The organism is Rhizobium sp. Leaf453 (genome assembly GCF_001425605.1).
In the GTDB taxonomy this organism is placed as follows: domain Bacteria; phylum Pseudomonadota; class Alphaproteobacteria; order Rhizobiales; family Rhizobiaceae; genus Pararhizobium.
Map to the genome: position 1 here is coordinate 1 of NZ_LMRG01000015.1, position 12382 is coordinate 12382.

The following is a 12382-nucleotide window of genomic DNA, read 5'->3' on the forward strand; positions in this document are numbered from 1 at the left end:
GCGACTGCTGGCGTATCGCCGTCCGGGTTTGCCGCCGGCTTGGTTTCCTGTGCGAAGACCGAGGTTGCGGAAAAAGCGACGGCCGCCGCTGCGATAAGCATTTTTTTCATGGGAATCTCCTGCCGGGCCGTTGGTGGCCCACAAAGACACAATTCCCTGTGAAGGAATAAGTTCCCAGATAATCCACAGCTTCCTCTTAAGGCAGATTCAAGTTGGGGTCTGGATACGCTACGTTTTTGAGCGAAGAGTCACTTACATCAGGGCAGTCGCGACTTGCGGCTCCCTATGTCTAGGACGAAAAATCACTGGTGTTGAAACAACTGACATCCGACATACTTCTGCTGGCGGCGCAGCACTGCGCGCTCACGGAGTTTCCAATTTGAGCTGGCTGGGGTGGAAAAAAACGCGATCGTTAAGCTGGGCCAGTGCATGCTTTCTACTAGCCCGAAAGGGATAAATGCCGTTTGACGATGCAGCCAAACCTAAAAGCCAGCTCTCTGTTTAACGACCAATTTCCGTCACACGATGCGCTGAGCGAGGAAGAAGTCTCGGATTTTAAGCGGTATATGCAATCATGTGAGGATGGCAAGATATCATGCGTCTCGCTCTCGCTGGTGATGACGGAACGTTAATCTATACCCGACCGAACCACGTATGCGCCGGGCGGTTCTGCTTGATTTCATCAACCAAAGTGTCTGTTTCGAGTAAGATCGTCACGGACGTGACCGTGCCGACATTGCGGGAACAATGTCTTTGGATTGGGGCTGCATTTGTCTGCAATCCCCGGGATTGGCCGAGCCCTCGCGATAACGTTCGTGCGAGCGGGAGCCGAAATACTGCTATCATACCTTACGAGCGTCGCGATGCGGAGGAAACGGTCCACTGGGTCAAATATGCGCGTCGAAACTTTGTTTTGGCTACCCGGCGATATAAAGCACGAGAGCTTTTGTAATGCCTTGCTGTTTTCTGCCGGTTGACCTCACCGAGGCTTTTTGTGCGCAGATCCATTTTCGGGAGTGTTGTTAAAATTTCCACCTTTTCACGAATGACCGAATATTCTCGCGATGAAAGAGTTTCTGCGTGAAATCAATGCGTGGAATGAATTCGGACGCCGTAGCACAGCATTCCCCAAGTCGGGGATTGCTCGTAGGCAGATGCATGCGCCTGCTGGGGCGGTTGCGGGTTCTCATCCGGATTTGGAATGGGCTGTTCGTCGGGAAGTCGGTCGGGCTCGGGTTCGCTGACCGGGATCGGCGGCGGCTCTCCGATACCGGGAATGGGATCGGCGCCGGGAACAGGCATGACGGGTGGAATGCTCATGGTCACGGCTCCTCAGGCAATAGGCAGGGTTGCGTCAAGGAAGGCGCCGACAAATGCCTGGCGTGCCCGCTCGGGATTGATGGCCTTCTGCAGCGCGCGGCGGCAATTCCGCTTGGCCTCGTGATAGAACTCGCCTTCGGCGCCGTCCCAATCATGATCGAGAAAATTCAGGGCCTCATCCGGGCCGGTGATGATGCGTGCGCCACCATTGTGAGGCTTCACCTTAACGGGCTGCCAGGTTATGCGTTTCATGAGGTTTCTCCGTTGAACGACCATAAACAATCACGAGAGCCGAGTTGTTCCGCCGGAACGTCGGATTTGTATCAATCTTCGGCGCGGATCTCTTGATGCTGCCGGTCTTTCGCTCGAAAGACGGAATCTCGTCAAAAGGCACGGGCAGCGAAACAATGCGATGTGCGGAATTCAGTTCTGGTTTCAAGATCGCGACGAGACTTTGGCTATCGATTTCCTCGTTTGCTTGCGATGATGCGACGCGTGCGAATCTATCACCAGCCTGATCTGCTCACACGGGCCCACCCACCCACCAACGCGGGCCGGCCATGGTGCCTGCGTGTCGCTTGGTTTGTTCGAAAGGTCTTCATCAATCTCGGACGGCTCGTCTGGGTCGTTGGATTCCGCCGATCCACGCTGGAACAGGAACGCCGTCAACATGAGGTAGGCCGACATTTTTAGGAACTCGAGTTCCCAGTTTTCGAAAAGTGACGAAAGGAAATTCCCCGATAGGGCATATATCGCCGAGTCCACCTCGCTCGTTCCAAGTTCAGTCAGTTCATGGTCAAACACGAACCACCCCGTGACAATCATGCCGCCAATCGTGAGCGCTGAAAAAATAACAAGCACGATTGTGAGGCCATTGTCCCGAAAGAATTTCATCGGTTGATCTCCCTGCGCGTCCGCTTAACCAGACCTACTGACCGCATAGAGTCCGTATATGGGGACCAGGCGGGCGGAAGTTGCCCAGCCCCCTTTCTAATTACAGGTCGGCCTTTCCCTTCCCCGAGTTTTCAGGCTCGAAATGTCCGGCTTGTGCCTCTCGCAGCGATCTCAGTCGTGCCGATTTCGCGCGCTGAGCGGCTTCCTCCTGCGCTGTACTTTCCATCGCTGAACGTTTCGACTGTTCAAAATTCCCGAACGCCGACGGCCCGCGTGGGCGTCGGCTCGCTTTTTCATCCATATTGCAATCCTCCAACTTCAAGCGAAGCTTGCGGTCAACGGACGGCAGTTTCATTCAATTACTTTAATGTCGAACTCGAAATGGCAGACATACCGAAACGCGCGAGACTGGCGTTCGGAGACGTCGACTTATCTAGGTTCTTTGATGATGTTTAGGTATACGGTATCGAACTCCGCTATCTCCGCCAGTCGATTCCAGTCCAGAATCGTGATGACGCCGTCTTCCCACCGTACCAGGCCGTCGGACCGTAGGCCCTGGAGGGTTTTGTTTAGATGCACGAGCGAAAGCCCAAGGACGTCGGCCGCTTCCGCTTGAGACAACGGAAAATGGAAACTTCGATGGTTGACCAGGCCGACGATACCTAGCCGGGTGAACAATTCGCATATGAGATGCGCCAAGTGTGCCTTCTTGGATCGCCGACCCATGGCGACGATCCATTCCCGGTGGATCGCGCCATCGATCACGGTCGACAGCCAAAGCATTCGGGTCAGGTGAGGACTAGTCTGCGTCACCTCCGTCAGATCGCGATGGCTTGCGGCAGCGACCCTGCAGGGCGACAAAGCAACGACACCGTGATCCATTGTCTTGAGCATGAAGGCATGGAGATCGACGAAGTCGCCCGGCACGTGGAGCGCTGTAATCTGTCGCTTCCCATCCTCTAGAACGCGATAGCGAGCGGCGATTCCGTCGAGGAGAAGCGTACTCTCATTCGGGCGCGATCCTTCCTTGACGATATCCTCATCAACTCCCACCGTCCGTTCCCGTTTTACCAAGCGTTCCAAACTCGCGATTTCGTCAGCATCCAGCACGTCGCGGGCGTTCAGGTTGCGGATGAGAAGCTCGATCATACTGCACCTTTTCAAATAGACTGGATGAAAGTGTGTTCCCGAGGAACAAACTATTGCGCGGCTCATTGACCAGCAAATGGAGATGCCGAAATGCCACAATATTTTTTTGATCTTGAGAACGGCGGAGGCTTTCTGAAGGATAACGACGGACGCAACCTTCCCGATGATGCTGCGATACAAAAAGAACTCGCGAGCATTCTCCTGGATGTCGCCGAGGATGAACTAAATGGAATCGACCCGTTCACTGCGGAGGTCACGGTCAGAGACCTAGAAGACACTGTTGTTACGAAGGGTGTCCTTTCATTTCGGGCAAATTGACGTGATCAGTAGCCCTCACCTTGAACTCTCAAACCGGCTGGTCGTGAACTTCGATCATAGACGCCCAGTTACCTGCATTTCACAGAAGGGACCCTTTCATGGACACCAGAACTGGCGCATGCCGTTGCCGTGCCATCAAGTTCAACGTGATTGGCACTCCATTACGGGCGGGCCTCTGCCATTGCCATGATTGTCGAAGAGAGACAGGCTCGGTGTTCGCAACTTTCGGGGTCTGGCCACGAAGCGCATTTGCGTGCGAGGGTAGCTATGCGACGTATGAAGGACGTAGCTTTTGCCCGACCTGCGGATCTCGACTGTTTGCGATCACGAACGAGGAAGCTGAAATCAAGCTCGGCATCCTGGATGACGCCCCCTTCGACGTTCGACCATCCTATGAATTATGGACTAAGCGAAGACAGACCTGGTTGCAGCCGCTTGAAGGATGCGAGCAGTATGACGAGGACCGAAAGCAACACGAACCCTGATATGCGTCAAGACGATAACGGAACAAACTCTGTTCATGCTGGTTACTCGGCCGGTTCTAACAGAGGTCCTGCCCGGTGACGCAAAACACTTTTAGGCATTCTGTAATTGCATTGATTTTCTCTTTTCCTCCCAGCGTTGCCTCGATGAGCAGCGCTCAGGAAATGGCCAAGCCCCCATCCGAAAAGCAGGCGGTTCTCAACAACCTCGGCGCGCTCGACGCAAAGCCGTTTTCGACGCTGGTCGTACCCGAGGCACGGACCCAAGCAAGCCAGGCCGATACCGCCAATGCCGTGCAGTGGGAGAAGCCGATTTCGTCCAATCCGGAAGCACAGTTGACGACGAAGGACATCGTCATTCCGAGCAAGGCTGGCACCCTTGCCGCTCATGTCTACATCCCAAGGGGACCATTCCCCGTGGTCGTCTACTATCACGGCGGCGGCTGGGTCGTCACGGACATCAATGTCTATGACGGCGCGCCCCGTGCGCTGTCCATCGGCGCAAAGACCATCGTCGTTTCGGTCGAATACCGACATGCGTCCGAACACAAGTTTCCGGCAGCCCATGAAGGCGCCTGGGCGGCCTATGCCTGGGTGGTAGAGAATGTCCACGAGCTGAACGGCAATTCCGACAGAATAATCGTCGCCGGTGAAAGCGCCGGCGGCAATCTGGCAGCCAATGTCGCGCTGATGGCCAATACGATGAAAACCACGCAGCCTGTTCACCAGCTTCTGGTCTATCCGGTTGCAGGCAACGACATGAAGACGCCGTCCTACAAGGAAATCGCCAACGCCAAGCCGCTCGGCAAGGCCGATATGGAATGGTTCGTGAAGAATACGGTCTCGTCGATGGACGAAACCAAGGACTCAAGGATCAACCTCAACGGTCGCTCCGATCTGGCCGGTGTCGCGCCCGCCACTATCATCCTGGTTCAGATCGATCCATTGCGCCCCGACGGCGAAATCTATGCCGGCAAGCTGAAGGATGCTGGCGTCGCGGTGGACCTGAAGACGTTCAACAGTATCACGCATGAGTTCTTCGGCATGGGCAAGGTGGTGCCGGAGGCCAAGCAGGCGCTTGATCTCGCCGTCGCCGGCCCCGCCACAGCCTTTGCCAAAGCCAAGTAAGGAGAGCGCAAATGAACAAGATGATATCCGCCTCGCTCCTGTCGCTCTTCCTGATGACCACGCCGAGCCTCGCCGCCATGCCGGCAAGTGCCGACGCTCCGATGAATGTCGACAAGGCCTCCTTTGTCAAGGTCGTCACCAGTTCAAATGCCTTCGAGATGGAGTCGAGCAAGCTGGCCGAGCGGATGGCGAAGGACGCCGATGTCAAGGAATTCTCAGCCGCGATGATCAAGGATCAAATCATGGCGGCAGAAGAGTTGAAAAAGGTCGCCAAGCTTGACGATATGCTGGCCAAGCTGTCCCCCAAGCACGCAGCCATTCTGCACCTTTTTAAAGGCGCGTCTGTACAGGATTTCCAGCCGCTCTACATCGAGATGCAGACGACGGCGCATATGGAGGCAGTCACGCTGTTTGCTACTTATGCCAAGGGTGGTGACGACGAGTCAGCGAACGCCTTTGCGGCCAAGACGCTAACCAAGCTCGAAAATCACAAGATGCATGTGATGCATCTGGTCGCGGCTCATTGATTCGACACTTCACGACGAAGCGCGGTTTCATCGACCGGGCTTTTCCTTTTTGTCCCAATGGTCCGTGAGGTCCCATGAACATCCGTTTGTCCGCACTTTTACTATCTATCTCCGCCTTGGCCTTGTCGCTGCCGTCGATATCCTCCGCACAGGTCAATGGTGAGGCCGGCCGCGCCTCCGATGTCGTTGTCCAGGGTTCGATCCTTGAGCCGGAAAAGCTTCAAGTAAAAGACGACGCCAAGCTCACGGCGCTGATCAGGGCGCCCGAAGGCTTCAAGGTCGAGGTCTTCGCCCGCGACCTGATCAACCCGCGCATGCTGGCGGTCTCCGACAAGGGCATTGTCTACGCTACGCGCCGATCCGTCGGAGATGTCATCATGCTCAAGGATGCCGATGGCGATGGCAAGGCGGATGACGCGGTGACCGTGGCGAGCCGTCCCGGCATGCATGGCATAGCATTCGACAGGAACTCGGTTTTCCTAGTGACAATCCACGATGTCTACACCGCGGATGTCATGGAAGACGGGACATTCGGCCCGCTGAAACGCATCATCAACGATCTTCCCGATGCGGGACAGCATGCCAACCGCACGCTCGGCATTGGCCCAGACGGCATGCTCTATATCGGCTCGGGCAGCACCTGCAACGAATGCCAGGACGACAATCCGGAAAGCGCCACGGTCCTGCGTGCAAGCAAGGACGGGGCATCGCGGTCGATCTTCGCCAGCGGCCTGCGCAACACGATTGGTTTCGATTGGGAGCCGACCACCGGTGCGCTCTACGGCATGGATCACGGCATCGACTGGCTCGGCGACGAGGTGCAGGTTGAGGAGCTCAACCGGATCGAACAGGGCAAGAAATACGGCTGGCCCTTTGTCTACGGCATGAGCGGGCTGAACCCCCGCATGGATCCGCCAGAAGGCGTCACACTGGAGGATTGGGCCAAACAATCGACCGAGCCGGTCCTCGGCTACACCGCCCACAGCGCGCCGATGCAGATGGCGTTCTACGACGGCAATACCTTTCCGGCGGACTATCATGGCGATGCCTTCATCGCCATGCGGGGATCTTGGAACCGCCGTCCGCCAAGTGGCTACGAAATCGTCCGGGTCAATTTCGAAAATGGCAAACCTGTCGCCTTCGTAAAGTTTCTTGAAGGCTTTTTGCTACAGCAGGAAAACGCCAAATACGGTTATCTCGGACGCCTGACGGGCGTCGCCGTCGGCAAGGATGGGTCGCTGTTCGTCGCCGATGACAGCAACGGCACGATCTACAAGGTCTCCTATAGCGGCAGTGCGACGACACAGGCGGCGGAAGCCGGCACCATTCCCAATGTCGTCACCGACATGCCGGCATCCAAGATCGCGATTGATCTGGTCGAAGCAAAGAGCACCAATGCTATTGCCGTAAAGTCCGCGTTCGAAAAGGACGGCCCGATCCCGTTGCAATATGCCGCTGATGGCGACAATGCATCGCCGGCGATCGAGTGGAGTGGCGCACCAGAAGGCTCAAAGTCATTCGTGATCATCTGCGACGATCCCGATGCCGCCAAGCCGAAGCCGTTCACGCACTGGGTCGCCTATGACGTCCCGGCGGCAACCATGAAGCTGCGTGAAGGCATGCCCGGCACGCCGGTCCTCCAGGAGCCGAAGGACATGAAGCAGGGTGCCAACAGCATGGGGTCCCTTGGCTACACGGGACCGAAACCGCCGGTCGGCGATCCCGCTCATCACTATCATTTCCAGGTCTTCGCGCTCGACGTCGAAACGCTCGGCCTGGAGCCCGGAGCAAAACGCGACGCGGTGCTGAAGGCAATGGAGGGCCACGTGCTCGCCGAGGGTCAGATTATGGGCACATTCGAACGCGAGCTGACATCGAAATAGGAGGATCGGACGTGAAAGCACTGACCTGGCACGGCAAGCATGACATCCGCTGCGATAGCGTTCCCGACCCGACGATCGAAGACGGGCGTGACGCCATCATCAAGGTGACGGCGTGTGCGATCTGCGGCTCCGACCTCCATCTTTATAATGGCATCATGCCCGACATGCACAGCGGCGATATCATGGGCCACGAAACCATGGGCGAGGTCGTCGAAGTCGGCAAGGACAACAAGAAGCTGAAGGTCGGCGACAGAGTGGTCGTGCCGTTCACGATCGCTTGTGGCGAATGCTTCTTCTGCAAACGGGGCTTCTTTTCCGGTTGCGAACGGTCAAATCCCAAGCCGGAAAAAGTCAAAAAGATGTGGGGTAATTCGCCGGCCGGACTGTTCGGCTATACCCATTTGCTCGGTGGCTTCAGCGGCGGCCAAGCCGAATATCTCCGCGTGCCCTATGCCGATGTCGGACCGATCAAGGTGCCGGAGGGTCTGAGCGACGAGCAGATGCTGTTCCTGTCTGACATTTTCCCGACGGGCTACATGGCCGCTGATTTCTGCAACATCCAGCCGGGCGACACGACCGCCATCTGGGGCTGCGGCCCCGTCGGCCAGATGGCGATCAAGTCCGCCTTCATTCTCGGTGCAGAACGGGTGATCGCAATCGACACCGTTCCGGAACGGCTGGCGCTTGCTGAAAAGTCGGGCGCTATTACCCTCGATTACATGGACAAGGACATCTACGACCGGATCATGGAATTGACCAATGATCGCGGGGCGGATGCCTGCATCGACGCCGTCGGTACAGAGTCCGATCCGTCCGCCAGCTGGGATGCCCGCCTCGATCGTATCAAGGTCGCGACCTTCATGGGTACCGACCGGCCGCATGTTCTGCGCCAAGCAATCCAATGCTGCCGCAACTTCGGCACGGTCTCGATCGTCGGTGTTTATGGCGGGTTTCTCGACAAGATCCCGATGGGTTCCGCAATCAATCGTGGCCTGACCTTCAGGATGGCCCAGACCCCTGTCCAGCATTACCTGCCGATCCTGATGGATCGCATTCAGAACGGCGAGATCGATCCGTCGTTTATCATCACCCATACGGGGAGCTTGGAAGACGGGCCGGACCTCTACAAGACGTTCCTCGCCAAGAAGGACGGCTGCGTCAAGGTCGTTCTCAAACCGTAAAGAGACTGGAGATGATCATGGGAAATCCACAAAATCCGCTCGCCGTCGTGACCGGAGCCTCTTCGGGTATCGGTCTTGAACTGGCAAAGATCGCCGCGAGCAACGGCTATGATCTGGTTGTTGCGGCCGATGAAGACGACATCGATATCGCCGCCGATATTCTGCGCTCGATTGGCGTGTCGGTCGATGCCATGCGAGTCGATCTTTCGACCAAGCAAGGGGTGGCTGATTTTGGTCGGTTCGTCGCCGACAAGGGAAAACCCGTCGATATACTGCTGGCTAATGCCGGACGGGGCCTTGGAAAAGGCTTTCTTGATCAGGAGCTCGATGAGGCCCTGCACGTAATCGACACCAATGTGACCGGAACTGTCGCACTCATCCACACGATCGGCAACGATATGCGCGCGCGTGGCAACGGCAAGATTTTGATCACCGGATCGATCGCCGGCTTCATCCCCGGCACCTACCAGGCGGTGTATAATGCGACCAAGGCGTTCCTGAATTCCTTCTCGTTCGCGCTGCGCCACGAACTCAAGGATAGCGGCGTGTCGGTGACCTGCCTGATGCCAGGCGCGACGGAAACACGGTTCTTCGAGCGAGCCGACATGTTGGACACCGAGGTTGGTCAAGCGGACAAGGACGACCCGGCCGATGTCGCAAGGGTCGGCTTTACCGCTCTGATGAAGGGCGAAGGCGATGTCGTCGCCGGCTGGAAGAACAAGCTTCAGACGGTCATGGCCAATGTGACACCGGCAGGAATCCTCGCCGAACAGCACGCCAAAATGGCTGCTCCCGGAACAGGCAAGACCTGATTCCGTTGGGCCTTAGCATCCCTAGGAAAGAGCATGTTTTTTGCTGGAGGTGGAATAGTCGACTTCCCGCTCGCAACCCTTTTGCCAGAGACACCGTCGGAATTCGATTCCGACTGGAACAAATGCGGCAACTTTCGGTTCACCCGGCATCACAAGCATGTGACTGCGAAAAGGACCAAAGCAATGACCACTCCGATCTCCACGAGTCTTCCTCACGACACGGCGCACGGGGTCTCCTCGTCGGCAAGCGCCGCGCTCAACAAGGTATCATGGGGAGCGATCTTCGCGGGTGTCGCGATCGCCCTCAGCACCCAGTTTCTCCTGAACCTGCTCGGGGTCGGTATAGGAGCCGCAGTCCTTGATCCGGCGACATACGACAATCCTGAAGCCAGCACCTTTTCCATCGCTGGTGGCATCTGGTTTGTGATCGCCGGCATCATCGCCTCCTTTGCTGGCGGTTACGTCGCCAGCCGTCTATCAGGCCGTCCCAGCAACTCGACGGGCGGCTATCAGGGTGTGACCTCCTGGGCAGTCACCACGCTCATCGTTCTCTACCTGCTGACCACATCGGTCGGTGCGCTCGTCGGTGGCGCGTTCAGCGGGCTTTCGTCGATTGTCAGTGGCGTCGGCTCCACAGCCGCTACCGCAGTAGCGGCAGCAGCGCCGGCGATTGCCAACTCGACCAATCCCATGGGAGGGATTGAGCAGCAAATCCGGTCGACCACGGGCAACGATCCGCAGGCTCTGCAGAACGCTGCAGTGTCAGCGATGCAGGCAGTCGTTATGGGCGACGAAGCAACCGCTGAAGACGCCCGCAATCGCGCGGCCGACGCCATTGCAAAGGCGCAGAGCATTCCTGTCGATCAGGCGCGCACCCAGGTCGATCAGTATGAGAAGACGTACCGCGACAACGTGGCGGCCGCCCAGCAGAAGGCGCTTGATACCGCTCAGGCTGCAACCGCGGCTGTCTCCGCCGGAGCCATTCTCGGCTTCTTCGCCCTTGTTCTGGGTGCAATCGCTGCCTGGTTTGGCGGTGTCTATGGCACCAAGCGCGCGCTGATCATCGACGTGTCGGATCGTCGCATCTCCTAATCACTACTCGCTGGCATCGTGCCGGCGGGCTCTCCCAACACAAGAATGGAAATACCTATGGCCGAAACCAAGAAGCTCCAAGACCTGTTCCTCGACACCTTGAAGGACGTGTATTTCGCGGAGCAGAAGATTGTCGAGACCCTTCCGGAGATGGAAGAAGCAGCGACGAGCGTCCAACTCAAGGACGCCTTTACCAAGCATCTCGCCGAAACCAAGGTTCACGTTGAGCGCCTCGAACAGGTGTTCGAGATCATCGGCGAGGAGCCGGAGGCCAAGACCTGCGACGCTATCCTTGGGATCACCGACGAGGCTGCCGAGATCATGGAAGAATATGAAGGCTCCCCTGCCCTCGATGCCGGACTTCTCGCGGCAGCGCAGGCGGTCGAGCATTACGAGATGTCGCGCTACGGCACGTTGCGCACATGGGCGCTGGAGCTTGGGCTGACCGATGCCGCGGGGCTGCTGCAGACGACGCTTGACGAGGAACAGGCGACCGATCTGGCCCTGACATCGATTGCGACGTCTGTCGTCAATCAGAAGGCCGAAGGCTGAACAGAACGCTCCCAGGATCCACGGCGCAAGCGGTGGATCCCTCAACTTTGGAGGATGACATGGAAATTATTGGCAAGCAGGTTCATGAGGAAAAGTCGGGCGTGACAGTAGAGTTCGTTGGTGAAGGCGGGGACGTTGTCTCTGTTCACATGAAGAAGGATGAGGACGGAAATCTGAACCGTCTCAACGCCGAAGAAAAAGCCAAGGCGGTCATGGTTCAGATCGCGACGTTCGGTACGGACGTCGAGGAAACCGACGACACCTCAGCCGACGCGGTCACTGACAAGGAACCGTCGTCGTTCGAAACTGCGCCCGCAGTTGATGCAGGCGAAACCAATCTTTCCCCTGCTGTCGCTTCTCTCAGAAGTGCGCGCGCCGCCCAGGATACAGGGACGTTAGAAGAACATCTCGACGAGGGTCTCGAGTCTTCGTTCCCCGCCAGTGATCCTGTGTCGGCGACGACCAGCACCATTCCGAGCGGTCGCACGGACCATCCGGACGCCAAGGTAGAGTGAGCGAGCGCGTTGGGGCGGATCGGCCATGTCAAGGATTGAACGCGGTTCGTGCTTCGGCGGAGCGATTGAAATCGACGCAGTCGGCGAACCGTTCTGGATCAACTGGGACGACGATGATTGGCGCAAAGCGATTTGTGGTCCGATGACGATCTCGATCGGACACCGCGAGGCTCAGTCACGGGAACTCCTAAGACCTTTTCAAAAACACCGGGTATAATCCGCTCCTTTTGCGACGAATGCGGAACATTCATCGCCTATAAAGATGAGGACCTCCCTTCCAAAATCTACTTGTGCATCGGGTTTATGGACACGCCGGAGAAGTTCGATCCGGCCGCCCATGGATACTGGCAACAACGCCTTCCGTTCGTCGAGATATCAGATGGTCTGCCGCGTGAGGCGCGCTACACGCGATCGCGCGCGGACGGATACGGATCTCGGCGCGACCGCTGAATCTCCAGAATTTTTTGTATGTGCGGATGGAACGAAGGTCTACGACCGGGGTTCACCAACCGCCTGAAGGCCGGAACAT

Annotated in this window: 16 protein-coding genes; 11 read left to right on the forward strand and 5 right to left on the reverse strand. The window is 57.3% G+C overall.

The annotated features are described in order from the left end of the window. Positions 1-1086 precede the first annotated feature (1086 nt). From ASG68_RS30740 to ASG68_RS17565, 5 genes are all read right to left on the reverse strand, one after another. The gene (locus ASG68_RS30740) at positions 1087-1320 is read right to left on the reverse strand and encodes a hypothetical protein (protein ID WP_062581792.1); all 234 of its coding nucleotides are present in this window, start codon (positions 1318-1320) and stop codon (positions 1087-1089) included. Between the two features lie 12 nt (positions 1321-1332). Beyond that, entirely contained in the window at positions 1333-1572 is a 240-nt protein-coding gene (locus ASG68_RS17555) for a DUF982 domain-containing protein (RefSeq protein ID WP_062581794.1), read from the reverse strand. A gap of 183 nt (positions 1573-1755) precedes the next feature. After that, positions 1756-2214, reverse strand: coding sequence for a DUF6766 family protein (locus tag ASG68_RS17560; protein ID WP_062603637.1), 459 nt, complete (start codon positions 2212-2214; stop codon positions 1756-1758). 100 nt (positions 2215-2314) lie between these two features. Further along, positions 2315-2569, reverse strand: a complete 255-nt coding sequence (locus ASG68_RS31480) for a hypothetical protein (RefSeq protein WP_156373924.1) — start codon at positions 2567-2569, stop codon at positions 2315-2317. A gap of 74 nt (positions 2570-2643) precedes the next feature. Further along, complete coding sequence (locus ASG68_RS17565; protein WP_062581798.1) at positions 2644-3363, reverse strand: Crp/Fnr family transcriptional regulator; 720 nt, start codon at positions 3361-3363, stop codon at positions 2644-2646. Positions 3364-3453: 90 nt separating this feature from the next. Here ASG68_RS17565 and ASG68_RS17570 point away from each other — a divergent pair, with 90 nt between their 5' ends. From ASG68_RS17570 to ASG68_RS30750, 11 genes are all read left to right on the forward strand, one after another. Further along, the gene (locus ASG68_RS17570) at positions 3454-3681 is read left to right on the forward strand and encodes a DUF6894 family protein (RefSeq protein WP_062603639.1); all 228 of its coding nucleotides are present in this window, start codon (positions 3454-3456) and stop codon (positions 3679-3681) included. Positions 3682-3779: 98 nt separating this feature from the next. Then, entirely contained in the window at positions 3780-4166 is a 387-nt protein-coding gene (locus ASG68_RS30745) for a GFA family protein (protein WP_082478512.1), read from the forward strand. Positions 4167-4310: 144 nt separating this feature from the next. Next, positions 4311-5291: an alpha/beta hydrolase gene (locus tag ASG68_RS17575; RefSeq protein WP_082554026.1), complete on the forward strand. Its 981-nt coding sequence runs from the start codon at positions 4311-4313 to the stop codon at positions 5289-5291. Positions 5292-5302: 11 nt separating this feature from the next. Continuing rightward, positions 5303-5818: a DUF4142 domain-containing protein gene (locus tag ASG68_RS17580; protein WP_062603644.1), complete on the forward strand. Its 516-nt coding sequence runs from the start codon at positions 5303-5305 to the stop codon at positions 5816-5818. A 74-nt stretch (positions 5819-5892) separates the two neighbouring features. Next, positions 5893-7701: a YbhB/YbcL family Raf kinase inhibitor-like protein gene (locus ASG68_RS17585; protein ID WP_082554027.1), complete on the forward strand. Its 1809-nt coding sequence runs from the start codon at positions 5893-5895 to the stop codon at positions 7699-7701. A gap of 11 nt (positions 7702-7712) precedes the next feature. Further along, complete coding sequence (locus ASG68_RS17590) at positions 7713-8882, forward strand: zinc-dependent alcohol dehydrogenase (protein WP_062609937.1); 1170 nt, start codon at positions 7713-7715, stop codon at positions 8880-8882. Positions 8883-8899: 17 nt separating this feature from the next. Beyond that, positions 8900-9694, forward strand: a complete 795-nt coding sequence (locus tag ASG68_RS17595) for an SDR family NAD(P)-dependent oxidoreductase (protein WP_244484272.1) — start codon at positions 8900-8902, stop codon at positions 9692-9694. A gap of 183 nt (positions 9695-9877) precedes the next feature. Continuing rightward, positions 9878-10786, forward strand: a complete 909-nt coding sequence (locus ASG68_RS17600) for a hypothetical protein (RefSeq protein WP_062581836.1) — start codon at positions 9878-9880, stop codon at positions 10784-10786. Between the two features lie 57 nt (positions 10787-10843). Then, a complete protein-coding gene (locus ASG68_RS17605; protein ID WP_156373925.1) occupies positions 10844-11338 on the forward strand; it encodes a ferritin-like domain-containing protein in 495 nt (164 codons plus the stop codon). Between the two features lie 59 nt (positions 11339-11397). After that, the gene (locus ASG68_RS17610; protein WP_062603651.1) at positions 11398-11853 is read left to right on the forward strand and encodes a hypothetical protein; all 456 of its coding nucleotides are present in this window, start codon (positions 11398-11400) and stop codon (positions 11851-11853) included. A 132-nt stretch (positions 11854-11985) separates the two neighbouring features. Next, positions 11986-12303, forward strand: a complete 318-nt coding sequence (locus ASG68_RS30750) for a GFA family protein (protein ID WP_244484273.1) — start codon at positions 11986-11988, stop codon at positions 12301-12303. Positions 12304-12382: the final 79 nt, after the last annotated feature.